We start from the raw sequence: 26,660 nt of genomic DNA on the forward strand, positions 1-26,660 counted from the left end.
CTGGAAGGTTAGAAAAACCAAGAGGTTTTGAGAACCTTCCATGTTATGGATGAAGGATACCCGTCAATTTTTAACCTCATCTTCCTAAGTAGAATGGTTTTGATTTTTATAATAACAAAATTTTAGAATTCAATTCGAGCCGTTACTTTGAAGGATCGCCCAGGCTGAGTGTAGTAGCGCTCGGAAAGGGAGCTGGATGACTGACCATAAGGAAGTGACGCCGCATTATAATATGCTTTATCAAAAATATTGTACATTCCAGCCTGAATACGCAAAGGTTTGTAAAATGATGGGCTATACCAACCATTCAGATCAAAAATAACATATCCGGGTGTTTTCCACTGGTTGGTTAATGCGCCGGTTGAGGTCAGATACTTGGCATTGTCACGCCCCGAAGCAAACGTGCCCGACAGATCTGCGCCCCAGCGTTGTGTTTTATACCCAAAACCGATAATCCCACGGAAAGGCGAAACCGAGCTTAGGTGGAAGTTCATATTCTGGTCACGGCCATCTGCATAAGCCAGTGACCCCCATACGTGCCAGTGATCATCAAATGCCCAGTTTCCGCTGGCTTCCACCCCATAAATACGTACATGTGCCAAATTGGTATAGCCATAGCAGAGCATATAGCCAGTACAGCCGCTTATACCCATCATATCTATAAAGTTATGGTAGTGGTTATCGTAGAAAGAAAGCTTGGCACCTCGTTCTGAATTTCCATATTTCATGCCAACTTCCCACCCTCGGCTACTTTCAGGCTTAAGATCTGGGTTGCCAACAACCTGATACACTGGTGGAGTGCTGTAGTTTAAATATTCCTCGGTTGCAGAGGGTGCGCGGTATGCCTCGGCATACTGTCCATATAGAATAACATCTTTGGCAATGCGCGCTTCTACTAGAATTTTTGGCGAAAAATGAGACCCATGCGCACCGTGCGGTAGCCCCGCATAACCAGCATTGGCCATATAGGAAGCCGTATTGTGTGTGTCTCGCTGGAAATAATCAAACCGGAAACCCGGCGTAATATGCAGCCACTCACCACGGCCAATGCCAATGCGGTCTTGTACAATCGCCCCCATATCCGTACCGTGTACTTTAGGCATATCCGAAAAATTATCATGAGTATAAGCATTTGACAGAGCACGCTGGCCAGTTTGGGTCTGGTAGGTATCTGTTAGAAAGACCTCTCCTCCGTAAGTGAGGGCATGATGCAACGGACCGGTGAAGATGTTGTTTGTGGCTGAACCCGTTACGCCGTAGGATTCCACAGGCAATGTGAGATGCTGGTGCACATAGGCTGTCGGTCGGGTTGGATCATTGTTTGTAATATCCGTATCAGTCTGAATACTTTGCCAATACGCTAGAAAATGCGCTTCGCTAAACAGGTCTGTTGGGCTGCTCGCCTGATAATCATAATTGGCAGATACGCGCGAGCGTTGGTTCTCGCTGCGTGTGCGATAGACATTTGTTGCCGTTGTTTCTGATGTTCTGGTGCGTTCATTATAATTTCGGTCAAACCATTCGCCAGTTAGGCCTATTCTATGGCCACCAGCAAAATAGTGCCGGACTTTACCAAGAAAACTACCTTGCTCATACGATGCTGGGTCTTTTGCAGTACGTGTTCGCCCATACCCGTAAGTATCGCCTCGGTTTCCAGTTTCGCTTCCGTCCTGATAGCCACCCTGAAGCAAAAATACTGTGTTTTTATAGCGTGCAGCAAACGCCTGATTAAGCAATGCGGCTTCACTTGCTCCATTATAGGTAAGTTTGGTGAGCCCCCCAAAGGTTTTGCCGGGTTTAAGCAAGTCCTCTGGGTCCAGCGTGCGCAATGCAATAACACCACCCAGCGCGCCCGTACCAAAAAAGCTGGAATCTGCGCTTTTAACAACGTCTATTGCACCAAGGGAATTGAAATCGAAATTGTTAACACCCCCTTGCGCAGAATTGAAAGAACCAGCATAGGCCCCATCGTTTGCCCATGGCATACGCACGCCATCTATGGTGGTGAGAATTCGGTTTTGGTCCAGACCACGAATGTTGATACTGGAATTACCATTACTATAGTTAACCGAGGCATCTATTCGGCGTGCATAGTCTTCCAAGCTATCTATCTGACGGTCACGCAATGTTTTGAGGGTTGTTGTTGTTGTTAGCACACCGGCTTTACCTACCGCGCTGTGATCCTTATCTGGATTAAACTTCATGGAATCCAGAATGTCTGTTGTTCCACTTACCTTTACCGGACCCAGAATGACTGTCTGGGGAGAAACTGCACCAGGTTTATTGGTATTTTTACCAGCATGAGCCTGCGCGGCAGTTTCTGCCTTGGGGGAAGCAGATTCTGTTGTGGCGGCAAAAGCCGGTGTTACACAAGCATATGCCAGAGCTGTTGTTGCCAGCATCTGGTAACGCATAACCCGGTAGAAAAAAGGTTGCGTTATCATTGTACATCCACATTGTTAATAATGAGAATCATTATTATTTTATGATGCACAGGGAGCGGTCTCCCATCAAGCTCTTATTGCATATGATTATCATTTGCGTTAAATAAGTCACACATGCGCATCTCTCTGCATGCGTTTATGTCATAAAGGCCAATAACATGACCAACATGTCCGATCCCCTTTCACTTTCTCTCCGCCTTAAAGACGCAACCCACACGCTCCATGAAGATCTGGACAAAAGCATCATGGCGCACGGTCTGTTCTCCAGCGCCGAGAAATACAAAAGTTTTGTGCAACTTCAGTATCTATTCCATCGAGATATCAATGATCTGTACAAGCATGACCAACTGCTAGAGATCATTCCTGATCTGGCTACCAGAAACCGCTTTGCACAAGTTTGTCAGGATATGCGAGATCTTAACCTACCCTTTCCTGAAGCAGGCTCTTCTATATGTATCCAAGATGCTTCAACCGCCGTAGGCTGGCTATACGTGGCAGAAGGTTCGAAACTTGGTGCAAATTTTTTAACAAAACTGGTTGAAAAACTGGGCTTTACCGAAAACTTTGGTGGACGCCACCTTGCCGCAGACCCTGGCGGCCGAGGCCCATCCTGGAATGCATTTAAAAGCGCTATTGACCTTGCAGGGTTTGACCCAGTCCTAGCTACAGCCGGGGCTAAGTCTGGTTTTATGCGCGTGAAAAACTATATGATAACGTCTGACACGCTTATCAGCACATCAAACTGATTTTCTGAAGAAATAAAAATGACCTGAAATCCAAAGGAATTTCAGGTCATAAAGTTACTATAAGATGGCAGATAAAGGATATCAGACTGTCACATCCTGCAATACGCTGAATCCTTCAAACACAGGAGGCCCGGCAGTTAGCGCACGGCCCTGCCCCGCACCTGCATGTGCCTGCCGAAACTGCTCAGACTGTGTCCAGTCTACAAATGCATCGTATGAATCCCATACCGTGTGAGAAGCGTAAAGCCTACCTCCATCCTTTTCTGGGCCTTTTAAAAACTGGAAACTAACAAAGCCTGGAACAGTCTTTAATAAAACCTCACGTTCCAGCCAACGCTTCTGGAAGGCATCTTCATTTTCCGGTGCCACCAAAAAACGGTTCATGGCGATATATTGAGACATATCCTGATCCTTTCCTATAACTATTATTGGTAAATCATATCATGTGGCAAAACGTAGGGCTTGCCGCTACCTACGTGCATGCGCACCCGCCCTTCTTCCAGCCCAAACACATGGCTAGCCAACGCGTTGGTTAAAACCTGCTCCGGTGCCCCCTGCGCAAAAATGCTTCCCTCGTGCATCACCACAATGCGGTCTGCGCAGGCAGCGGCCCAATTCAGATCATGAATAACCAGCACCACACCACCGCCACTTGTGGCATGGGCGCGCGCAAGATTAAGAACCAGATGCTGCCGAGACAAATCCTGAGCCGAGATCGGCTCATCCAGCAGCAAAAAACCTGGGGGGCAGTCCGTGCCATGCACGGCAGCCTCCAGTTGCATCAGAACCCGCGCCAGATGAACACGCTGCCGCTCCCCTCCGGACAGATCCATAACATCGCGCTCAGCAAAAGCAGCCAATCCAACCCGTTCAAGCAACTTTCCGGCAAGCTCAAAACGGACTGGAGCGCTCATGAATGGAGCAGAAATTTGCCCGCCCATTGCCACCAACTCACGCAGCGTGAACGGAGCCCGCAACGGAGAGTCCTGCATTAACATAGCCCGGCTGGCCGCCAGCCGAGCAGACGAAAATGTGGTTATAGGAACATCATCAAGCTGTACATCACCACTGGTTGCGGGCAATAAACCGCTAACAAGGCGCAGCAATGTGCTTTTACCAGCGCCATTTGGCCCGATAATGGCCGTTAGCTGACCAGGCGCGAAGTCTAGAGAGGCTCCATGCACAATATCTTTGCCACGAACACGCCAGCCCGCATTACGCAAGGAAAGCTTCATGCCAGTTTTTCCCTGTCATGAGTGCGTGTTAGCAGCCAGACAAAAACTGGTGTACCTAAAACCGCGGTTACAATTCCCACAGGCACATCTGCGGGCATGGCAATAACGCGCGCCAACGTATCTGCCGCTATCAACAGAATTGCCCCTAACAAGGCACTTCCCGGCAGTACCAGCCGATGATCTGGCCCTGTCATCAACCGCACCAAATGGGGAACCACAACGCCTACAAACCCAATGGCCCCAACAAAAGAAACCGTAGGGCCAACAGCGCAGGCAACCGAGAACATAGCGCACCGTTTGATACGCTCCACAGGATACCCCATCAGCCTTGCATCACTCTCTCCCAGTAACAGGGCGTTCAGAGGCATAGCCAGACGCGCCGTTACCCACGCAGCCACCAACAGGAAAGGACATAACAAGCCTATGCGTGGCCATGTTGCCCCCGCAAAACTGCCCATCGTCCAAAAAGTTAGATCACGTAATGCCGTGTCATTCGCGCGGAAGATAAGGATGCCGGTTAACGCACCAGAAAACGCGCTGAACGCCACTCCTGCTAGCAGGATCATGCTCACAGATGTAGCACCCCCACGCGTTGCAAACATATAAAGCAAACATGCAGCAACAAAACTACCCAACATACCCGCGGCGGGAACGGCCCATGCCGTGCTCATGATTACCGCATGCACGCCTCCCCCCCCTAAATCCAGCCATGCTCCGCCCAATACAATCATGCAGGCCGTAGCCAAAGCCGCCCCTGAGGACACGCCAATCAACCCGGGGTCCGCCAACGGATTTCTAAAAAGCCCTTGCATAACAGCACCGGCCACGGCCAAAGCCGCCCCCGTAAGCCCGGCCATAACAACACGAGGGCCGCGAATCTGAGTCAGAACAATCCGGTCTGCAAAGCTATCTGCCTGTGTACCACCAGGCCACAATGCCGTAAGGTGTACGCCTGTTGCCCCAACGTTGAGGGAAACTGCCATAACCAGCATTAATAATGGCAACAAGGCACACAGCAACAGAACAACATGCCGCCGCATCATCATGCAGGGTGACTCACCGCCGCCATCATTCTGGCAAGGTCTAAAGCAGCCTGAGGCGTACGGGGGCCAAAGCCTAGCAGGCGCTCTCCTTCCATGCTCACAAAAGCATTGTTACGCCCTGCTGGAGTAAGCTTGAAGCCGGGATCTGCCTGTAAAGCTGAACGGAGAGTGGTTGCTGTTTGATCCATGAGCAGAATAATGTCTGGCCGAAGGGCTACCAGATTTTCCTGATCCACAATCTTGTAACCTTGCATATCAGCACCGGCGTTAACTCCTCCGGCAAGACGGATCATGGCATCTGCTGCCGTTCCTTTACCTGCTGCCATAGGGCGGTTATTTGTCATGCGCATGACAAATAATACACGCGGCTTTTCTGTATGCACGGTGCGCCATACATTCAACTGCCGGAACTGCTCGGCAATGGTGCTGCACAACTGCTCACCTGCCGGTTGAGCCCCAACAATATCAGCTAAAAAGCGGGTGCGCTGTTCAATAGCTTCAGAAGATGGGGTGGCATCTACAAACACGACAGGAACACCTGATGCCACAAGCTGATCCATAGCTGCGGGCGGCCCTGCATCGTTCATGGTCAGCACAAGATCCGGCCGTAGGGACAAAACCCCTTCAGACGAGATGGCACGCATGTAACCCAGATCTTTTTTCTCTTTTCGCGCTACTTCTGGCCATGTGGAAGTTTGATCCACCGCCAAAATCGCACTTGAGCGGCCTAATGCGTACAGTGTTTCGGTTATAGTGCCACCAATGCTGGCTATTCTTGTTGCACCGTGGAGTGTAATGCGTCGGCCTCGGCAATCTGTAACAATACGAGGTGTAATCTCATGCGTTACATCTTGTGCCAACCCGGCCTGCGGCATGCAGGTTGAGGCCATTCCAAAAGCCAGCATGGCGCCCAAAGAACGGCGAGACAGCAATGATGTGGCTGCAATCTGATCACGATGCTTATTTGCTAACCAATGGTTTTTCATCCGGCTGCCTGCTCCATATTTTGATGCACGGCGTTCAACACAGCCTTCCGCTCAAGCCTGCGGGCTTTAAAACGGTTCATGACGATAAACATTGCCCCTCCACACTACAAAATGTCTTCAAATCCAACATTTTTCACAAACGCGGCGCGGTCGTGCGCATCAAATCGTACCCACCCTTTCACAATAGAGAATGAGAATCAATATCATTTTCCAGACAAAACCATGAGGCTGCATAGTGATAAAGCCGTCCTTCCCGTGATATGCTCCTACGGGAACTGGCCCGGATCGGTTTCATCCGGCTTGGAGAAACCATAGTGGGTGCCATATCCTGAAACCAATCTTCTGCACGCAAACAATTCGTGGCCGGAGCGCGGGCTTGTATAGAGTTTACACTCTGCAACCCCGCTCTTTACCATCTGATGTTCAGTTCCGGCGATGAGTAGCCAACTTCTTGAAGCAAAGGTTGGGGCAGATCCCGTTCAGGCTACGCTTGGCGTGCTCCTAGATGGCATGTGCTCCAATAATTGATCGGGCTCCGGTATGATATCTACTTTATAGGAAAAACATTTCACCAGATTTTTATTGCCTTATTCTTTTCTGGCATTTTGCATAAAATCACCCAAACCAGCATCCATGGCGAGCTGAAACGCTTTTAGTGTTTCCGCTCCCACATAATGTTCCAACCCTTCTGCATCAATGCGTGCATTGCACGGGCTTACACCAAGAGCCAGAAGAAACGCTTCAACAATACGATGTCGTGCGCGGACTTTTTCTGCCATTTCGCGCCCCTCGGGTGTTAGAAAAATACCGCGATAAGGTTTGCGAGCAACCAGCCCTTCGTCACCAAGGCGTATCAACATTTTGGCGACTGTTGGCTGAGAAACCCCCAGCCGAGTTGCCAGATCAACCTGCCGGACCTCCTGCCCTTCATCCAGAAGATCTGCAATAAGTTCTACATAATCTTCAATAAGCGCATGCTGCCGCGCTACACGGCTGATACGGAACCCTTCTGAATGTGTTTGTGCATCAGGGAGAGTATCTGCTGTATCAAAAGTTTGCTGCATTCCCACTTTCCAACCAATCCGTAGGGCTGTGTTGGCTCCATACCGCTAAGATTATTCTGTTAAGTATAAAGTATTCCAACAGGAATATCTTGCATTAGATATCATGCAAATGCACAGCAACCAAAAGTTTCCTCATGCTTTGTAATATAGCATATTGCATATTTAATCAGGTACAGTTTAGTCTGGATTTATGTCCCAAGACTCGCAAGCCCCTGCCCCACCGTTGTCTGCCCAAAAATCTGCATGGCGTTTTGCTAAAACGACAGAAGCAGGCAGCAAAAGTTTGCCGGAATCTTTTGCCAGCATTAAATTACCTGCGGCTGGTAAATCGTGGTTCAAGCGTTTTCTGGCTTTTGTGGGGCCGGGTTACATGGTTTCCGTAGGGTATATGGACCCCGGAAACTGGGCGACTGATTTACAAGGTGGCGCCCAGTTTGGTTATACGCTGCTAGCCGTCATCATGCTTTCAAACCTGATGGCTATTCTTCTTCAAGCTCTGTCTGCCAGACTAGGCATTGCAACTGGCCGCGATCTGGCTCAGGCGTGTCGAGATCATTTTCCGCCTGCCATCAATATTGCTCTTTGGCTGGCTTGCGAACTTGCCATTATTGCATGTGATCTGGCTGAGGTAATTGGCACAGCCGTAGCGCTTCAGCTTTTATTTGGTATTCCGCTTTTAGGCGGGGCAATTATTTCGGTTCTTGATGCCTTTCTCGTACTCTTTTTAATGAACCGAGGATTCCGGTATCTAGAAGCGTTTGTTATTGCATTGCTCAGCATTATTGCCATCTGTTTTGGTGTGCAGATTATGGCCGCAGCTCCGCCTGTTGCTGACGTGCTTAAAGGCTTTATTCCCTCTCCCAAAATTATAACCAATAGCCAGATGCTTTACATTGCAATCGGCATTATTGGCGCTACGGTTATGCCGCATAACTTGTATCTGCATTCATCTATCGTGCAGACACGCGCATTCGAGCACACATTATCTGGCCGCAGAGAAGCTATTCGGTGGGCCACGTGGGATAGTACAATTGCCCTTGTGTTGGCCCTGTTTATTAACGCTGCCATTCTCATCGTTGCCGCAGCGGCCTTCCACACAACTGGGCACCAGAATGTTGCGGAAATAGAGGATGCCTACCGCCTGCTCTCTCCCGTTCTTGGCTTGGGTATTGCATCAACCCTGTTTGCGGTTGCTCTTTTAGCTGCCGGCACCAATTCGACTGTAACCGGCACATTAGCTGGACAAATTATTATGGAAGGTTTTTTACGGTTAAAAATACCGCATTGGATGCAACGGCTCCTCACTCGCGGCCTTGCCATTATGCCTGTCATAGTAGTGACAGCCCTTTACGGGAATAAGGGTGTGGGGGAACTGCTGATGCTAAGCCAGGTTATCCTGTCCATGCAGCTTCCTTTTGCTGTTATTCCTTTAATTCTATTCGTATCTGACCGCCAGAAAATGGGAGAGCTTGTCATCTCTCGCAAAACAACCATCTTGGCTTGGGTTGTGGCTGCTATTATTCTGGTTCTCAACTTTAAACTTTTGTATGATACTGTTTTGTAATAACGCTACAGAATTTAAATATTACAACGCTAAATATATACTATAAGCCTGCAAATGGAATCAACCAATGAAAAAACTGGCCAACACCTTTACCTCGCGCGGCCAGTATTGACTATTGTAGATATGATAAAATCTCTTAAATACATTACTATCGGGCTTCTATGTCATGCCCGACAGAAGGTATTACGGTGATAGAAGCCCCCTGCACTGCCAACCCGTGTTCAGCCGCTACCCGACGCAGTAAAATAACAACTTCTGGCGCATTACACGGAATTTTCCGCCCTGTTCCGACTTCAATAAAAAGAACAGATGGTAGAACCTTCGGTTCCGGGGCCACGCTGTAGCGCCACAGTCGATCGGGCGTAACATCCCGACGCAGGATATCACGCGCTACCAACAAATTCAGATTACGCTGGATAGAACCCTGAGAAGGCGCGTGACCGTTTGTCATTACGCTAAGCGCTTTCCATATTTCTACCACCGTAGCATGTGGCTCAACCTCTAGCACACCATGTAGAAGCACTCGGCGTAGATCAGTCATCCTAATGCCAACATCTTCGCAACGTTCTTCCAAACGCCGCACCGCGCTGCGGCTGGCCCCCATACCGGGGCGGATCTGCTTCAAGGCGGGCGGAGAACGGCGATATGCGGAAAATGCAAGCATGGTTTTGATCCTGTCACGATCTGAAAAAGGAATGATGGAAAACCTTAGTTTTCGCCACTATGGATATAAAATTCGACGGGCACGGTAAGTGTGATGGGGTCTCCCGCCACGCTATCTGGTGGGATAGGCAATGGCTGAGCCCGCTTGGGCAACGCCACGGCCTCCTGATCAAGCAGCGCATGGCCAGAACTACTGGCCAGCGTAACTGAAAGCACATGCCCCTTACGATCCATGGAAAACGTTACGGTGGGGACACCCTCCTGATGATCGGCCATGGCATCTGACGGATAGCGCTTAAACTTCTCCAATTGCGCCAGTAATGCGCCCTGCCATGTCACCGGATCATGCGATGCCTTGGAAGAAGACGCACCGGGTGCTGGCGCAGCCTGTGCCGACGCTGGAGGCGCTTCTGATGATGGCGGCGCAGTTGTTGTCTCGGCTGGAGGTGTTTTATCCGGGATCGGTTTTTTGAGATGCGGCACCGGCTTGTGTTTTTTAACGATTTTACGCGGCTTTTCCGGTTTGGGCACTGGCACCGGTGGATTAGGCGCGGGCGATGGCGGAGCCGTAACCTTTGGTGGCTCTACCGGAGCCGGATCAGGAATGGACTGGGTCTGCTGTGGGCCGATGGGGGCATCTGTTGGCGGTGTGGGCGTTGAAACCGGTTCAGGCGCCATATCTATCGCAATGGCCGCCGGAGGAGGCTCAGGCACCGCTACAGCCGGTGGTGGCAGGCGCATGATCCACCAGACAGCACCGCCACTTACGGCAAGCACGGCAAGCAACGAAAAACCCCAACGCAGCGCATCATCTCGCTGTGTCCGGCGCAACTGGCTGCGCTGCCAGTCAGCAAAGGAAATAGCTCCTTCTGGTGCCTGCGTTATATCCGCAGTTCCACTCATGGCGCGGCTCCCGCTGCTTTTACACTGCCAGTAGAAACAGCCGCGCTTCCTGCTTCGCTCCCTTCTTCCTGCCCCTGAAGGTTGACGAGCGCTACTTTGAGATAACCAGCAGAACGCAGCTTATCCATCACGCCCATAAGCGTACCGTAATCAACAGTTTTATCTGCACGCAGAAAAATGCGCTGGTCTTTGTTACCCTTGGTTGCTGTTTCCAGCGCTCCGGGCAAGGCATCGGCAGCAATGTCGTCTTCACCCAATGCCAGACCATGATCGGCCTTTACGGTTAGAAACACCGGGTCATCTGGGCGTGGCGTTGGTTTTTCTGTTGAGGATGGTAGATCTACTGGCACATTCACTGTGGTAAGCGGTGCTGTAACCATAAAAATCACCAGTAGTACCAGCATCACGTCAATAAAGGGCGTAACATTGATCTCGCTGGCCTCATGCGGGCTTTCATCGGTGTGGCGGATACGGATCATGCCGCTTACTCCCCGGCCACCGTGCGGGCATCGCGGTTTTGTTGCCCTAAACGCACTATATTGCCCCGTTCCATCTGCATCTGGCTACGCCCCAGATCACGCGAGACCAGACGCATAACAAGAGATGTCAGATCAGCTACCTGTGCGCGGCAGGATGCTGTCTGGTGGGCAAGGTGGTTGTAAATGACCACGGCAGGAATAGCCGCCACCAGACCAAGGGCTGTTGCCAGTAGCGCCTCTGCAATGCCGGGAGCTACGACAGCGAGGCTGGTAGCCTTGCTGGCGGCAATGCCGGTAAACGAGGTCATGATCCCCCACACCGTGCCAAACAGGCCAATAAAGGGAGATGTTGCGCCAATGGTGGCCAGTAAGCCAGTGCCGCGCATGAGCCTACGCCCCTCGGCGGCTTCCAACCGTTCAAGGTGCAACACAATCCGTTCTTTCAGGCCCTCGCTATCATCGGGAATATCCTGCGAACGTGTGCGTTCGGTCTCGGCAGCCATGACAAGCGTATGGGCAATACCGTTTTTACGCGTGCCTTCCTCGCCCAAATCCAGCGTACCTGCTTGTTCCAAAGTGTGTTCGGCTTTGGCCAGTTTGACCCGCACACGTAGCAGTTCAACTGACTTGGCAATAAAGATGGTCCATGTCAGTAGAGCTGCTACAGCCAGCAAAACCATCACGCAGCGCACTACGAGGCCAGCATTAAGGAACATCTCCCACGGAGAGAAGGAAATTGGTGCAAGATCGGTCATGAAAGACCTCCTTTGGAAGACGGTCTATTCCAAGCCCGGATCAGGCAAACGACCGTAACAATAAGGGGAATGGAAAGAGCAGCCCAAGACAGGCCAAGCCAGATACCGTGCTGGCCCAAAAGCGCTGACAGCAACCCAAATGTGGTAAGCAGCCCCAGCGCAATTGGCCACGGCCAAACAAACACAGATGGGCGTGGTGCTGTGCCGTGAGAAGAAATGATGGGTACCTGATGAGAAAAGGCGTTCATCACACATCTCCCACAAGGGCAGGCATTCCGTCGGTTTCGTCCAGTTCGTAACCAAGCTTATGCAGGCGGGCATCGGTAGCTATCTTCCGCTTATTGGCCCACAGCACCAGACCACTGACCAACACGCCAATCACCACCACATCCAGTAGCGCCCATAGGATACGCAACGGCATGCCACCGTAATCACCAAAATGCAGAGGACGAGAGATTTCCAGAAAGCGGAGATACCACGGCATTGGATACGCCCCGGTTAATGCACCCGTGCGTGCATCCACCAAAACTGGCGTAAACAAACGTGCACGTAGTGGTGTGCTCCCACGCGTCCACAGCACGTAATGCACTGGGCTACCAAAGGAAGATCCGGGATAGGACAGGCCCGTAACCTCATTGCCGGGTGCCGCTTTGGCTGCCGTATTAAACGCAGCTTGCACAGAGGATAGATGATCCTGCGAGGGCACCGGTAGATTGGCATAGGGTTTGAGAGTCTGCCTTACATCTGTTACGCGCCACAGGCCAAATAGCGGGGTTTGGAGCTCGTTGACCAAGCCTGTAAAACCAACCACCATTGCCCACATCAGCGTAGCCACGCCCAATAGGTTATGCAGGTCTAGCCATGTTAGGCGCGCGGCACGATCCTTCCGCACAGAACCGAATGGCAGGCGCTTCATAAAACGCCCATACAGCACTGTGCCGGAAACTAAAGAGGCAACAAAGATACCCCCCATTGCCCCGAGAAACAGGCGGCCAGTCAACCCGGCAAACAGGCTGGTATGGAGCTGGTTGCAAATACCCATAATAATGCCGGTCCAGGTGCGTGGCTTTTGGGGCGCATCAGCAGGGCGTGATTGCTTCAGCACTTTTGCTGTGCGCGCATCAAACTTGATCCAGTGGCTGGAATTCCGATCTGGGTAGTTTTTATCTTCTTCCAACGCTTGCCAGCTTGGAGCCATGGAGACGAGTACGGCTGGCTCATCATCATCTGGATTAACATTCGTAATGATTTGTTCTGGGTAAAGCGCCCTCGCCTTTTCTACAATAACATCCAGACTGGCGTTTGGCGTATTCGGCGGCAGCACCTCGTAAGGTGGATCATCGTCCCCTACGAACGTATCCCAGATTTGTTCGGAAAAAAGCAGCGGCAGGCCCGTTACGCAGATAATGAGTAGAAACAGCGTACAGACCAGACTGGTCCATTTATGAACCACAAACCAGCGGCGAAGGGCACGGTTGGTCATGAAAACAGCGCACTCACAAATGCGTGTAAGAGTGATTCGCAACTGTATTCTGCGTAAAATTCTACCGTGTCCATCGTGTTACGCGCCCTCGGATGCGTCGGAAAAAAGAGGAAACTGCCTTTTGCTGCCTGATAATCAGCGGCACAGAACAATCCCCTCATCTACAAAGACGATCGAAAGCCCGTTTTTTTCGGGCATTGCTGAAAATTTTTTATATCAGGCGTTAAAATTTTTGCCGTTAGGGCTGCTTTTATGCTCGCAACCACCTTTTATATGTTCGCTTCAGCAAGATTACGCCCCCAAACAGAACAGTCATTGCGCCGTCCATCCGGGTTTCTGCCTAGGGCACATGTGCTTTACCTGATATTTTGCAAGAGAACTAAGGTGGGTTTGTTCAACAATTACCAACTATACGACAGGTTGCCATATACTCGGCGGCCTTGGCCAATGTAACAGGCATAATTGCCGCCGCAGGACGTTACATAATATTTGTTTGTCAGGTTAGAAACAGCAAGCTGTGCCTGTAGTCCCTTAAGCATCGGAATTTTTTGTCCAAAATCGTAATGCATGCCAATATCGAACAAATAATACGCAGGGACCTTAAAGGTATTTACCGCATCATCATAAGTGAACCCCACATAGCGCATGCCACCATTTACAGCCAAGCCCGGAGCAATATTTTGGGGCAGGCTGTAATTTAGAAAAAATGAGAACATGTTACGGGGCACACCCTGAACGTATTTTCCTTTTTCCGATGCCGCAGGGCCATACCCTCCGTTTGGAAGCTGTGCTGCGGCTGTAAGGTTCGTGCTGGCGTAAGTCATGGAGTTATAGGAATAAGACGCAATCAGCCTAAGATCATGCGTAATATTTGCATTGGCCGAAACCTCGAACCCCTTGGCGTTTACCCGGCCCGCATTGGCTGAATAACCCGGATGCAAATAGTCTGTCACCAGATAATTGGTTTCATCAATATCATAAGCTGCACCTGTAATCAGGATATCTCGGCCCGGAACCTTGTATTTAATTCCCACTTCTTTTTGTTGCCCTTTGAGTGGTGGTTGTGGCCTGCCCTGCCAGTCACTCCCACTTTGTGGGATAAAGGATGTGGAGTAACTGAAATAAGGAGATAAACCGAACGCGAAATTATAAATAAGCCCGGCACGCCATGTGAACGCTGTTTGTGGGCGTGGTTCTTCGCTTAATCTTGTTAGCGTAATACTGTGGTCGTCATTTTGGTTAGAGTAAACAGTGCCATGGTAATGTGTGTTCACCCAATCTTGCCGTCCCCCAAGCAGAACAGATAGCCCTTTCCATTTGAGCTGGTCTTGAAAATAAACACCTTCCTGAAAATAGCTGTAATTATAGGTGCCATTCCACGTTTCGCATTTTGATGAATGAAGATCGACACATCGTGAATAATCATTATGAGGATTGAAAATATCTACCAAATAATACCCATCCTCTCCCGGGTATCCGTTATAGCCGGGCGTTTTGTCTGCAACAACGTTCCATTTATAATCGTACTGCCTAAAATCAGAGCCAACAACCCATGTGTTTTCAACCTTGCTTATATTGAACTTTCCATAAAAACGTGAATCCAACCCTGCCACGGTATTTTTATTGCGCATTTCCCATGGATCAAGGGCTGCAATTCTATCTGTGTACATCCCGTCAAGAATCATCGTCTGATTGTCTCTGGTAGATTGCTCCCAACGAAAAACCTGGCTGAAGTTTAGAAAACGGTTAAAGCGATGTTGGAATTGGTATTCAAACATTTCATCACGGGTTTCCTGTGTATTGAAATTCTTGTTTCCAACAAAACGATTTCTTGGAATTTGCCCGTAAGGGCTACGATACAGCGTGCCTTCTACCGGAAACTGCATGTAATTCGTACCCATGCCAGGCGTGTAAAGATAGCTTCCAAGCAGTGTAAGAGAGGTTTTTTTATCTATATCCCACGTGATGGAAGGCAGAATGCCAATTCTTTTATAGTCGATATTATTGACCTGAGTACCCTGCGTGGTTCCCATAGCGGCAACGCGATAACGCAGGTTTCCAGATTTTGTAATTTTGTCACTATAATCAAATGTCGCCTCATAACGGTTCCAGTTCCCAAAGCCCACGCTTACCTGATGCAAGGGGGTATCCGTTGATTTTTTTAAAGACATGTTGATCATGCCGCCCGGTGTGGTTTGCCCATACATTACCGAAGCAGGGCCATTCACAGCTTCAATCCGCTCCAAAAACGCTGTCTCACCCGCGCTGTAGGATTCTGACATCAATCCATCGATAAACTGTGATGTGCTGAAGCCGCGTTGTACAATTCCACCACAACTTCCACTACTGGCACACCCATTACTGTAGTTACCGAGCTGTTCCGTATAAATACCCGCTGTGTAACGCAAAGCTTCCTGAACATTCTGTGGCTGTAGATCAACCATTTGTTGCTTTGTAATGACATAAATCGAGTTAGGAATTTCCGTAAGTGGGGTATCTGTTTTTGTGCCAGCCATCGTATTTATCGCAACATATCCCACCCCTGGGCCTGTCGGATTTTGATGCACAACAGAGCCCCCAACGCGTACGGGCCCAAGGGTAATATTGGCCGCAGATTTTGTTAAAATTACCGTCCCGTTTGCTGACTGCACATAACTCAGGCCAGTACCAGCAAGAAGCTGAGCAAGCGCCTGTCGGGATGTAAGTTGCCCATGCACCCCGGCTGTTTTGACACCGCGCAGAAGCTCACCCCCTGTTGTAACCTGAAGACCAGATTGCTTTCCAAAACTTATTAATGCAGATGCCAAAGGTTGCGCTTGAATATTGTAACCCCGCATGCCCTGCGCAGCTCCATTTCTTGCAACCCTGACTGTATCGGATTGCGCCCGCGCCAAGCCGGTGAAGATAAAAAAAGAAACTGCTGTTGTTGCCAAAAGCAGGCACGTGTGAGTGGTAATTTTGTTATTGTCTTTCCGGCCCATTATTGGCCGGGCGCCTGTCCCTGACGTCACCCTGTTGTGCTCCATCATATTTATTGCGGGGCATGCGCATCATCTTTCCTTAAAAATGAGAATGAATTGCATTACCCTCCTTCTAATCACACAACGATGACAGGAATGTATTTTCTAATAAAAATCGTAATTCAGCGTTTTTTTTGTGGAAGGCGTACGAAAAAGTTGTGGTTTAGCTTTGCCTCAGCGCAAAATTGTTACCCACGGGCTATAGCAGTGTACAGTACGTTGCCGTGCCTGTGCTATTGCCTCCAGGGCTTGCGCAGGATTGGACAAACTATAAACCCCAGAAACACGTTGCGATGCCAGACGAGACGGCACAATAACCACGCCATGAAGATAAGGCTTAAGCTTGGTAACAACCTTTCCAAGTGGTTCGTCATTAGCAACCAGCAAGCCATCGGCCCATGCGCCTATCTGCTCGGCTGGCAGATTGTCATTATAAATCTCCGTTGCGGATGCGCTCAGCGCCTGCCCTGTTCCGAGTTCCCTACCCTGTGCCGGAATAGCACCACCATTTACCCGCACCCGGCCTGCACGCACCCCCACATCTACCTTACCTTGCGCCCAACGCACATCAAACACAGTGCCGATATCTGTTGTGGTAAAGCCCCCCGCTTTCACGACGAACGGACGTGCAGAATCATGAACAATGGAAAATAGCGCCTCTCCTGCCAAAAGGGTTACGCTACGGTGGTTACCTTGAGTGTTAATGCTTATGGCGCTTCCCGGGGCAAGTGTTATCGAACTGCCGTCAGAAAGATACATAACGCGCGTTTCCGCTGTTCCAGTTATGGCATCTGCCCGCATATGCAGCATAAGATCAGGCCCCACGAAAAACAGCACAAAACACGCCACCAAAGCCAGTGCAGATCCTGCCCATGTTGCCCGCGAGGAAAGCCGTTGGCGCAATCGCATTGGCACTACGTTGCGCTTTCTGTGCTGCCAGTTTCCCGCATTGCTCGGAGATAGATGCCTAACAAGACCCATAGTTGTTTCTGTATGGGCCCAAGCTTCACGGTTCGTAGGCGTAGCGGCCAGCCACGCATTAAACTCAGAACGCACTTTAGGATCATCAGGTTCTTCTTGCAAAAGAATCAACCACTGCGTGGCTTTTTTGGAAGCCTGTTGCCTAACTAGATCGTCTGTTTCCGTCATAAAAGCCTTCCGACGCAAAGCTGTTGGGCCCCGCGTCTGGCGAGGGAGACATTTGGCACCCTTACTATTACCAGACACCACACGCCGCGCCTTTTTAAATTTTCTTTGATCTGCTGCGTATCAGGGCCAGTCTACCTGCTGTTTGCAGGCGTCCACAGCTTCGGAAACCAGCACATGCGCCATAGGGGTAGAAATATTCAGATGTGCTGCAATTTCACGCAACTTGCATCCGCCAAAACGGTGCATTTCAAAAGCAATACGCGTTCGTTCGGGCAAGGCTGCCAATACAGCTTGAATAGCCTCTAGTTGCGCCTTGTCCTGCGCGATCTGCTCCGGCCCAGGTTGTGCGTCTGCCTGCTGCTCTATCACACTATCAACGCCAGAGAGTGTAAAAACAGCCCGTTCACGCGTGCCTTTGCGGCGTAGGTCCAGCGCCAAATTCCGGATAATCCGATAAAGATAACGCAAAGGCTCACTGACTGTTGCTGCTTCAGCACCCCGGTCTAACCGGAGCCATGCCTCCTGCACTATATCCTCGGCCACCGAGTGATCAGCTACCAGCCCGTTGGCGTATTTCAGCAGATCACGTCTATGGGCTGAATACAGAACCAGTAATGAGCCCTTCTGCTCCAAACTTCCATACCCCTCCCACGCCCCAGCACGCATAAGCCGCCCCTTACTTGATAGGGCGCACTCATATGCAACTCATTCTTAATCTCTCATTGCTGATTTTTCGGCAAGCTGCAAGCAATCTTGCAGGCAAGTCTGCCAGTCCATTAGAAATTTAGAATGTGCCATCGTCTTAGTTATCAGGGAGAGATGTCACAAATGCCCTCATGCCATACAAATACTTGCTATGCCCTGCGTATCTTGCTTTGGGTTTCTTTACCAATGGTAGCCAATTGTTCCGTAAGTAATGCGCTGGTCACCGTAATGGCAGAAAGTAGCGGAACCACATTGAACATACGTTTTGTTGCCAGAATTGGTCATGCTTAGCCGGATATTTAGACCTTTAACTGATGGGAACATTTGCCCTGCATCCCAGCTTAGTCCACTGTCAAAAAGAACATAAGCTGGATTGCGGAAGGAGTTTGCTTGGTCTGCCCAGCTTTTACCCTGATAGCGCACACCAAAATTTATGGACAAACCGGGAGCAATTTCCGAAGGAAAACGATAATCAACAAAACCAGATGCTGCGTTAACAGGCTGCTGTGTAAGCTGCTTGCCAACAAGTGATACCGTTTCACCAGCAAGCGTTTTGCCTGTCAGGTTCGTGCGTGAATTGTACACCTTATTCCATGTATAGTTCAGAATAAGATCAAGCCCTGGCGCGAGATTGGCGTGTGCCGAGAGCTCGACACCGCGGGATTTTACCTGCCCGATTTCACTACGATATTGCGGAAGTTCAGGATTGTTAACAAGAACATTATTTTCTGCGAGGTCATAATAAGCAGCGGAGAAAAATGACTGAACATGAGGGATTTGGTATTTCACCCCTACTTCCCACTGATGACCGTTTAAGGGATCAGGCTGCGAGAGGGTTCCTGCATTATAAACTTGCCCAGTCTGGGGCATGAAAGATTTTGCATAACTAAAGTAAGGCGCCAATCCGATACTGGAAACATAATTTATGCCTGCATTCCATGTAAATGGACGGTTGAAAAGATCATTACCTCCATATCCGTTCCAGTCTTGGCGTCCGGCGAGTGTAACATACGCCCGGCGCCAGTTGATTTGATCCTGAAAATAAATACCATCCTGCCAATATGGATATTTCGTCCATGTTAACTGGCCGTTGGTCGCACGTGCATAATCAGTGGATGTGTACTGATTATACGTGGGGTGCAGCATATTTGCATCTGGCACAGTGGCAAAATCAAATCCCCAATATCCATCAGCCCACTGCCCTCTATAATCAACCCCCACAAGAAAAGAATGCGAAATCGGGCCTGTACGCAGTTTATAGCTGAAGTTGGCGGTCATTTGTGATGAACGGCCTTTATATTGGCCACTGCAAAATGCAGACCTGCTGATTGTTTGATTTACGGTATCCACGCCATCCAGTGAGAGACTGCAACTACTGTTGCTCTGTTCATCAAAACGCGCGGTTGCGTTAAACTGAAAATCTTTTGTGAATTCATGGTGGAAAATGGCCTCCACCATATATTGGCGGTCCCAGTTATTATTGAATGCTGGATCACCAAAATATCTGGAAACCGGGATGCGCCCTGATCCTGTTTTAATCAAACTGCCATATGCCGGAACCCCAATCCAAGGATCCCATGTCTCTGGATCATAAGCAAACTGCCCGATAATGGTGATATTGGTGCGATCATCTATTTTCCATTCAATATCACCTTGCGCAGCCACACGCTTATAGTGATTGAAATCTGTTTGTGAACCTTGTGTAATGCCAAGCCCGATAAGCCGGTACAACAAGGTATGGCTTTTGTTCAAAGGCCCGCTTAAATCAATCTGGCCTTCATAACGTCCGTAATTGCCAAAGCCCACATTAACTTGTCGCTGGGCTGTTTCCGTTGGCCGCTTCAATGTCATGTTAATCAGGCCGCCCGGGTTGGATTGCCCATACATGACCGAAGATGGCCCGCTCAGTGCTTCAATGCGATCCAGAAAAAATGGATCACTTACCGAGGTACCGTTAAGCAACCCATCAACAAATGTATAAGACTCAAAACCTCGTTGTCGGACAGGCTGAAATAAGCTTGCCGAAGGTGTGCTATCATTTGCGTTCGCGCTCACAACGCCGGGCGTATAACGTAAAGCTGCACCAATTGTGAGGGGTTGAAGATCATCCATCTGTTTGCGGGTTACAACATACACCGATTTTGGAACCTGAATCAGCGGCGTATCAGTTCGGGTGGCAGATGCACTGCGGGTGGCGACAAACCCGACGCCAGGCCCATAGGCGGATTGCGTATCCTGAGATGCTGTGCCGCCAACACGCACTGGGCCCAGCACAATGCTGGAAGCCTTTGTAGCCGGAGCAATTTGGTACGCGTACTCTCCTACCTGCACGTATGACAGGCCACTCCCTTGTAAAAGCTGCCCCAGCCCTTCGGATGGCGTAAACGAACCAGCCAGACCATGCGTTGTATGGCCAGCCAGATATGACGCCTGAGATGTGACCTGAACATGAGATTGCCTGCTGAAGGTAACGAGTGCATCAGACAGAGAACCCGCAGAAATATGAAACAGAACTTTTTGTTGCGACGGCTCAGCCTGAGCTTCTGCCGGTTTACACGCCAACGGTGTCAGTGCCGTGGTTGTGACGACTAAAAGGAGCGCCGCCACGCCTCGCCCACACAGATTTCCATTCCGTGCCATTGTTAAAGCACTCTCCTACATACTTAGCAAATGAAAATCATTCGCATATCATCCTGTAAAGAGAGAGAAATGGCGGCTTTGTTTTTTCAAAAATTTATGTCAGAAAATTTTCCTGAAACCGTTTTTTATGGAGAAACAACAAGATTGGCCCACGGTGTAACGGGCACAATTTTTCCTTGGATAGGGCTAACAAGCAGGCGCAAGGCAGCATCCGGCTTGCGCAGATCGTAAACTCCGGTCACCCGCTTACCAAGCAACGTATGGTTCATAACCACAATCCGCTTCCCACTCCATGGCCGAAGCGCTGTGATCATATCACCTACTCTATCGTTACGTGCGATCAACACTCCTTCTTGCCATGCTCCTATAGCTTCAGGAGAGAGTGTTCCGGTTCCAATATCAGTGTCTGAAACCCTTACCCATTCTCCGCCGTGAAGATCGTGCTCGTATGTCTGTGGTGTGGTGGGGGCTGAAACATGCACCACACCATCACGCACCTGCACTGTTGTTTCGTGATGAGCAATCTGGATATCAAAGGCGGTACCGATGTCTTGCGCCCTCACCTTTCCGGCTTGCACGACGAAAGGACGGCTATTGTCATGATGAACAGTAAAAAACGCCTCGCCTTGCATGAGGTTTATATGACGTTCCTGTGCAGAGATCCGGATCGAAATTGCCGAACGCGGCGCAAGCACAACATCACTTCCATCTGCAAGATGAAGCGTCCGGATTGTACCGGTTGGCGCATACTGATCTGCCAGTAACCGTGTTATCAAATCAGGAACCATCAGCAACAAGGCTGCGCAGAATGCAGCCGCAGCCACCCCACCGCCAGACAGCAGCCTCCACCGTTTTTGCAGAAAAAACACTAAAGCCTGAATACGTGCCTGAAACACCATAGGCCTGACCGGATCAATCTGCCGATCAGGCGGCGCCGAACGGATAATATCCGAAATGGCAGACACCTGCTTCCATGCCATTGCATGTGCAGGCTTCTCACTCAGCCACTTTTCAAATTCACGCCGCAATGCCTGATCGTCTGGCTCCTCGTTCAAAAGGAGAGACCAGTCGATAGCTTGTGCCTCAGCCTCCTGATTTTCATCCATGACTTAACAGGCATCCTTCCACACTTAGGTGGTCTCCATACAGCAACCAGTCAAACATTTGTGAGACGTATGCGTTATACTGAATAGATGTGTGAAAGCAGGGCTTTTTCATAAAAAACATGAAGAACACAACTCTACAGTTCTTCCTTACGTATTTGCATGCAGATTTTTACGCCATCGGCAATGAGTTTATGCACAAGAGCAACAGAAATATCGAGTTCTTGAGCTATTTCCCTAAGTTTCATGCCGTCAAAATGATACATCCTGATTGCTTTACGTTGCCTTTCCGGCATGGCGTCAATGGTATCCATTACGCGGCTCATGATCTGACGCGCAGCAACATCCTGCTCGGGAGACGCTGAGGTGACCTCGACATTGCCTATTGCCTGTTCAAACGGCGCATCTGTCGTGCTTTCAAACGTGCTACGCCTCCGCCGATCAAACAGCAAATTACGGATAATTGTTTTAAGGTAACTTAGAGGCGCCAATATTTCCGCATTATTCTGCCGGTGGAACAGAAGCCATGCATCATGCACCAGATCTTCGGCTATCCCTTTATCGCCACACAAGCGGCGTGCATATGATACCAGCGTATGTCTGTGTGTTGCATACAGCCTATGCGATAGAGGGTCGGACTCCAACGTCGTTTCCTTCGGCTCGTCCTACCTTGCCTCGTCCATCACGAGTTAAGAACATTTCTCAATCATAGCGCAAAGTGTTTGGGGGGGCAATATGTGCCCCCTCCCCTATAATGTTCACTGCTAGCCTGCTGTTAAAAACATAACCGAAAACGCAAGTAGCTCTTATTTTGCTTATCAGATTTCAGGAGCGGCATCCTGCACATTCGGAGCAGATGGTAACAGGCCTGCTGCTGCAAACGTATCAGCAATATGCTGCTGACTTGCTATAACTGGACGTGTCATTGGGTGATATCCATAATGTATTTTGGAAATGGAACGCGTTACTACATCCAATTCCAGCCCCGTGCTACGCGCCAGAATAGCGGCGACTTCTGCTTTATGAGATTCCATCCATATATCACATTGCGCTATGGCATCTGTAATAGCATGCAAAAGCTCTGGATTTTTTTGATAAAATTCCTTTCCTGCAAGATAGAATTCCGTTCCACCCTGAACATCATCCCCAGTTGCTAACACGCGTACCGGACTGCTGATACCTGAGAGATATGGATCCCATATTGCCCATGCATCCACTTTGCCGCCTTCAAACGCCGGGCGTGCAGCAGCAGGCAATAAGTACGAAACTTTCACATCATTTAAGCTCAAACCATTGTTTTTAAGTGTAGCCAATACAAGCCAATGAGCATCTGAACCACGCGTAACAGCAATGCTTTTACCTTTTAGATCCTTTATAGTGGTAATTGAGCTATCCTGAGGCACAATAATTGCCTCACTTGCTCCTGCTGGTGTTTCATGCCCGACATATACCATAGACCCCGGCGAACTGGCCTGAGCAAAAATAGGAGGGAGATCGCCTGCGCTCCCAAAATCCAAGGCACCTGCAATGAGAGCCTGTAAAAGAGGAGGCCCGGCAGGAAATAAGGCCCACTGTACAGAAATACCTTTTGGTTCTAGTGCTTTTTCTAAAAACTTCTGATCTTTGAGTAAGGCAAGAGTGCCGTATTTCTGATAACCAATACGAACAGTTTGCTGCTGCGCGAAAGCCCTGCGACCAAGTGTAGACGCAAGCGATAGTGCTGCCAACTGAAATAAAGCGTTTTTTCCAAACTTACGTCGTGAAAGCATTGTTTGTTCCTTTTGTAATATTTTTGCAAATTACTACTTATTTTACCTTGCTCAGTCTGGTGTTACGCCCAAAGCGGATAATAAAATGCGCCTAAGATCTTCAAATACAGGGTTTGCATGCCGCCTGGGGCGTTCCAGCGGAACGGATATTTCCGTGTGGATACGACCAGATTCCAACACCACAACGCGATCTGCCAACATTAAGGCTTCATCCACATCATGCGTTACTAATAACACCGCGCTTTTATGCTTTGCCCACAAGCGGGCCACCAGTTGTTGCATACGTATGCGTGTTAAAGCATCCAATGCGGCAAAAGGCTCATCCAGCATAAGAAAACTTGGATGACGCACCAATGCGCGTGCAAGAGCGGCTCGCTGTGCCTCCCCCCCAGAAAGAGTAAGTGGCCATGCCGCTGCACGATGAGAAAGCCCTACTTCTTGCAGCACTTGATGGGCATCTTCCTCACGAACAGCATTTTTGCCCACACCCAACAAAACATTCTGCCAAACACGTTTCCATGGCAGCAAACGACTTTCCTGAAAAACAACAGCAACTTCTTTTGGACGCGTGACTGCACCTTCTGTTACCGCATCCAACCCAGCCAATGTACGCAATAAAGTAGATTTACCCGATCCACTGCGGCCAAGAAGTGCAATAAACTCTCCTGCCCTTATTTCCAAATCAAGATGATCTAGAATAACCGGGCCTTTCCCGTATCTTCGGCTTAAACCACGTACCTGCACCACAGGTGCTGTATTTTTTGTGGAAAGTGTTTGCGCTGGTGCCATAATATTCATGATACTTCTCTATTCTTATCTAGAGACCAGATCAGAAAAAATCTTTCTATATAACGAACAATCTGATCAGACATCAGCCCTAGAAAACCATATACTGCCAGCCCGACAAGAATAACGTCTGTCCTTAAAAAATCCTCTGCGTCCATCATCATATGGCCAATTCCGCTTTCAGCATTTACTTGCTCTGCCACCACCAACATCAACCATGAAATGCCAACAGCAAACCGCAATCCCACTATAAAATCTGGCAATGCACTTGGCAGAATAATGTCACGCACCACTTTTGAATGTGAAAGACCAAGCGTTTTACCCATTTCCAATAGGCGTACATCCACGCCGCGAATACCTTTATGCAAATTAAGGTAAATTGGAAAAGCAGCCCCAAACGCCACGAGAAGAATCTTGGGGGTTTCTCCAATACCAAACCAGAGGATAAACAAAGGTACAAGCGCTAGGGCTGGCAAAGTGCGAAAAATTTGCATAGGCCCATCAACAACCTCTTCCCCCACACGGGATAGGCCAGAAACCAGAGCAAGAACAACGCCTATGATAACAGCCAAGGAAAGGCCACTGGCTGCTCGCACCAAAGAAACCACGAGGTTTTTAGGTAAAGTTCCATCCCTTACAAGCGTTTCCGCTGTAAGCACAACAGCAAGGGGCGAAGCCAGAACATGAGAAGAAATAAGCCCTGCCGAACAGACACCTTGCCATATACCCACCAAGAGTATGAGAGAAAAGTAGCGTGAAAAATACCCTAGACCTTTGCGCAACATTTTACGTGTCCTGATCTTATTTCTTATCTTTTACGAAGGGTTTATTTTTATTTGAGTAGAATGCGAGAAACATGAGGATGTAATTTTTTCATCCTTCAGAAGGTGATTGGCAAAGTGAATGGCATCTGAGCTAGAGGCTAACCACGTTTCAATATGTGCTTTATTTGGGTAAATATGGTTTTCCACCACAGTACCAGCCGCACAGCTATCCTGTACTAAAGCTTGCTGTGCCACCGGATTAACATCTTGATCCTTTAAGCCAGTACCTACAAATAATGGGGCTGATAATTTAAGATGTGAGTAAATATAATACGGCATCATAACCCCAAGAACACGCTGGATTGCGCCGGGCAGCAGAGTATTGGCATCTGTTAAGCTTGCCGCAGAAATCTTGGCTATCAGGTCATCCACGCAACTATTGGTTGCTTGTGCATAAATGGAGAGTGCTTGCGGCGTAAAAAGACTTTCCGCCTTTAGGCTGGGGTCCAATTGTTGCGCTGTACGCGCTACATAGAACATATATGCGATATTAGGATCTACGGTATTAGACTGAGACGTAGAGTTACCCAAAGGCACATGAGGCGAAAAATATGGAAGCCCTGTTGCAATAGTACCTTTTACTTGCAACTCGGGCGCATATATTACCGCTTCTCCCCCGGCAGAAAATGCAGCCCCTCCTCCTTGAGATTGACCATCGATAATAATCTTGTTGTCGATCTGATAGTTTTTTCCAACAACAGCACGCGCTATATCTAACGTATTGTAGGCTTCCGTTGTATGAACAAGATAGTAATGGAACCCCGGAGTGCCCAAACCTGCATAATCACTGGATGCCACGGCAAAACCATTCTGTAACCACGTGGCAATATAACCCGGAAAATTCTTGCCCGTTTTGCCCCATGATGTTGCGCAATGGTCAGCCAGACCAACAGTACCATGGGCCCAAAGCAAAAGCGGCCAACCCTTCTGGGGTGGTTTTCCTTTTGGTAGCCAAACTTGGCCAGAAACAGCAACTTTATGATGTGTTATGCTATCTGTTGAAATATACAGAATACGGTATTGGCTTTTTGCATCAGGGAAACGATTACCTTTTTCCATTGGCTCTGCGCGTAGGATGGTACCTGGCGCGGCATTTAATGGGCCTTGCCACACATAAAAACCGGAAACACCTCCATCACCCACACTTACACCCCGCTGTGGCAACAAAGGTTCTGCAGAAAATGCATATGGTGCTGTTAGAACATTTGCGCAAAATGCCATTATACCCGCAGCATGCAGTGCTAAATATTTCTGCTTATGTGTAGATTTCTTCATATGCCAAGCCACAGCGCTCTAACC

24 protein-coding genes are annotated in these 26,660 nt (G+C 49.2%); 2 read left to right on the forward strand and 22 right to left on the reverse strand.

Annotated elements, in window-relative coordinates:
* Window positions 1-122: 122 nt before the first annotated feature.
* Window positions 123-2,444 carry a TonB-dependent hemoglobin/transferrin/lactoferrin family receptor gene (locus FKW31_RS06650; RefSeq protein WP_089179035.1) on the reverse strand — a complete coding sequence of 774 codons (2,322 nt, stop codon included), beginning with the start codon at window positions 2,442-2,444 and terminating at the stop codon, window positions 123-125.
* A 158-nt stretch (window positions 2,445-2,602) separates the two neighbouring features.
* On the opposite strand from FKW31_RS06650, the gene FKW31_RS06655 reads away from it, so the two are divergent.
* Window positions 2,603-3,190, forward strand: coding sequence for a biliverdin-producing heme oxygenase (locus FKW31_RS06655; protein ID WP_063354095.1), 588 nt, complete (start codon window positions 2,603-2,605; stop codon window positions 3,188-3,190).
* 81 nt (window positions 3,191-3,271) lie between these two features.
* Here the strand turns inward: FKW31_RS06655 and FKW31_RS06660 are convergent, their stop codons facing one another.
* The 5 genes from FKW31_RS06660 to mntR all read right to left on the reverse strand — a co-directional run bounded on the left by FKW31_RS06660 (window position 3,272) and on the right by mntR (window position 7,518).
* The gene (locus FKW31_RS06660) at window positions 3,272-3,592 is read right to left on the reverse strand and encodes an antibiotic biosynthesis monooxygenase (protein WP_006115515.1); all 321 of its coding nucleotides are present in this window, start codon (window positions 3,590-3,592) and stop codon (window positions 3,272-3,274) included.
* Between the two features lie 23 nt (window positions 3,593-3,615).
* Window positions 3,616-4,425, reverse strand: coding sequence for a heme ABC transporter ATP-binding protein (locus tag FKW31_RS06665; protein ID WP_150178125.1), 810 nt, complete (start codon window positions 4,423-4,425; stop codon window positions 3,616-3,618).
* The gene (locus FKW31_RS06670; protein ID WP_150178126.1) at window positions 4,422-5,471 is read right to left on the reverse strand and encodes an iron ABC transporter permease; all 1,050 of its coding nucleotides are present in this window, start codon (window positions 5,469-5,471) and stop codon (window positions 4,422-4,424) included. Before FKW31_RS06670 ends, FKW31_RS06665 begins: the two co-directional genes overlap by 4 nt.
* Complete coding sequence (locus FKW31_RS06675; protein WP_150178148.1) at window positions 5,468-6,373, reverse strand: hemin ABC transporter substrate-binding protein; 906 nt, start codon at window positions 6,371-6,373, stop codon at window positions 5,468-5,470. Before FKW31_RS06675 ends, FKW31_RS06670 begins: the two co-directional genes overlap by 4 nt.
* 668 nt (window positions 6,374-7,041) lie before the next feature.
* Window positions 7,042-7,518: a manganese-binding transcriptional regulator MntR gene (gene mntR / locus FKW31_RS06685; protein ID WP_150178127.1), complete on the reverse strand. Its 477-nt coding sequence runs from the start codon at window positions 7,516-7,518 to the stop codon at window positions 7,042-7,044.
* 190 nt (window positions 7,519-7,708) lie between these two features.
* Between mntR and FKW31_RS06690 the strand changes: the two genes are divergently transcribed.
* Window positions 7,709-9,082 carry an Nramp family divalent metal transporter gene (locus FKW31_RS06690; protein ID WP_150178128.1) on the forward strand — a complete coding sequence of 458 codons (1,374 nt, stop codon included), beginning with the start codon at window positions 7,709-7,711 and terminating at the stop codon, window positions 9,080-9,082.
* A 148-nt stretch (window positions 9,083-9,230) separates the two neighbouring features.
* Here the strand turns inward: FKW31_RS06690 and FKW31_RS06695 are convergent, their stop codons facing one another.
* The 16 genes from FKW31_RS06695 to FKW31_RS06770 all read right to left on the reverse strand — a co-directional run bounded on the left by FKW31_RS06695 (window position 9,231) and on the right by FKW31_RS06770 (window position 26,636).
* Window positions 9,231-9,746: a Fur family transcriptional regulator gene (locus FKW31_RS06695; RefSeq protein WP_150178129.1), complete on the reverse strand. Its 516-nt coding sequence runs from the start codon at window positions 9,744-9,746 to the stop codon at window positions 9,231-9,233.
* A gap of 44 nt (window positions 9,747-9,790) precedes the next feature.
* On the reverse strand, window positions 9,791-10,648 hold the full coding sequence (locus FKW31_RS06700) for an energy transducer TonB (RefSeq protein WP_150178130.1): 858 nt from the start codon (window positions 10,646-10,648) through the stop codon (window positions 9,791-9,793).
* The gene (exbD, locus tag FKW31_RS06705; RefSeq protein WP_150178131.1) at window positions 10,645-11,127 is read right to left on the reverse strand and encodes a TonB system transport protein ExbD; all 483 of its coding nucleotides are present in this window, start codon (window positions 11,125-11,127) and stop codon (window positions 10,645-10,647) included. The genes FKW31_RS06700 and exbD overlap by 4 nt, the downstream gene beginning before the upstream one ends.
* A 5-nt stretch (window positions 11,128-11,132) precedes the next feature.
* Window positions 11,133-11,882: a tonB-system energizer ExbB gene (gene exbB / locus FKW31_RS06710; protein WP_150178132.1), complete on the reverse strand. Its 750-nt coding sequence runs from the start codon at window positions 11,880-11,882 to the stop codon at window positions 11,133-11,135.
* Window positions 11,879-12,130, reverse strand: a complete 252-nt coding sequence (locus FKW31_RS06715) for a hypothetical protein (protein ID WP_089179042.1) — start codon at window positions 12,128-12,130, stop codon at window positions 11,879-11,881. The genes exbB and FKW31_RS06715 overlap by 4 nt, the downstream gene beginning before the upstream one ends.
* On the reverse strand, window positions 12,130-13,365 hold the full coding sequence (locus FKW31_RS06720; RefSeq protein ID WP_089179043.1) for a PepSY domain-containing protein: 1,236 nt from the start codon (window positions 13,363-13,365) through the stop codon (window positions 12,130-12,132). The genes FKW31_RS06715 and FKW31_RS06720 overlap by 1 nt, the downstream gene beginning before the upstream one ends.
* A gap of 401 nt (window positions 13,366-13,766) precedes the next feature.
* The gene (locus tag FKW31_RS06725; protein ID WP_150178133.1) at window positions 13,767-16,346 is read right to left on the reverse strand and encodes a TonB-dependent siderophore receptor; all 2,580 of its coding nucleotides are present in this window, start codon (window positions 16,344-16,346) and stop codon (window positions 13,767-13,769) included.
* A 213-nt stretch (window positions 16,347-16,559) separates the two neighbouring features.
* Window positions 16,560-17,534 carry a FecR domain-containing protein gene (locus FKW31_RS06730; protein WP_150178134.1) on the reverse strand — a complete coding sequence of 325 codons (975 nt, stop codon included), beginning with the start codon at window positions 17,532-17,534 and terminating at the stop codon, window positions 16,560-16,562.
* Window positions 17,535-17,654: 120 nt separating this feature from the next.
* Window positions 17,655-18,200, reverse strand: a complete 546-nt coding sequence (locus FKW31_RS06735) for an RNA polymerase sigma factor (RefSeq protein WP_150178135.1) — start codon at window positions 18,198-18,200, stop codon at window positions 17,655-17,657.
* 219 nt (window positions 18,201-18,419) lie between these two features.
* The gene (locus FKW31_RS06740; RefSeq protein WP_150178136.1) at window positions 18,420-20,879 is read right to left on the reverse strand and encodes a TonB-dependent siderophore receptor; all 2,460 of its coding nucleotides are present in this window, start codon (window positions 20,877-20,879) and stop codon (window positions 18,420-18,422) included.
* Between the two features lie 125 nt (window positions 20,880-21,004).
* Entirely contained in the window at window positions 21,005-21,985 is a 981-nt protein-coding gene (locus tag FKW31_RS06745; RefSeq protein WP_150178137.1) for a FecR domain-containing protein, read from the reverse strand.
* Between the two features lie 134 nt (window positions 21,986-22,119).
* A complete protein-coding gene (locus tag FKW31_RS06750) occupies window positions 22,120-22,626 on the reverse strand; it encodes an RNA polymerase sigma factor (RefSeq protein WP_238331277.1) in 507 nt (168 codons plus the stop codon).
* A gap of 174 nt (window positions 22,627-22,800) precedes the next feature.
* On the reverse strand, window positions 22,801-23,751 hold the full coding sequence (locus FKW31_RS06755; RefSeq protein ID WP_150178138.1) for an aliphatic sulfonate ABC transporter substrate-binding protein: 951 nt from the start codon (window positions 23,749-23,751) through the stop codon (window positions 22,801-22,803).
* Between the two features lie 51 nt (window positions 23,752-23,802).
* The gene (locus FKW31_RS06760; RefSeq protein ID WP_150178139.1) at window positions 23,803-24,549 is read right to left on the reverse strand and encodes an ABC transporter ATP-binding protein; all 747 of its coding nucleotides are present in this window, start codon (window positions 24,547-24,549) and stop codon (window positions 23,803-23,805) included.
* Window positions 24,546-25,322: an ABC transporter permease gene (locus tag FKW31_RS06765; RefSeq protein WP_150178140.1), complete on the reverse strand. Its 777-nt coding sequence runs from the start codon at window positions 25,320-25,322 to the stop codon at window positions 24,546-24,548. The genes FKW31_RS06760 and FKW31_RS06765 overlap by 4 nt, the downstream gene beginning before the upstream one ends.
* Window positions 25,323-25,352: 30 nt before the next feature.
* On the reverse strand, window positions 25,353-26,636 hold the full coding sequence (locus tag FKW31_RS06770; protein ID WP_238332759.1) for a lipase family protein: 1,284 nt from the start codon (window positions 26,634-26,636) through the stop codon (window positions 25,353-25,355).
* Between the last annotated feature and the right edge of the window lie 24 nt (window positions 26,637-26,660).

The sequence above is a fragment of the Acetobacter sp. DmW_136 genome, assembly GCF_008690365.1.
Classification (GTDB): Bacteria; Pseudomonadota; Alphaproteobacteria; order Acetobacterales; family Acetobacteraceae; genus Acetobacter; species Acetobacter oryzifermentans.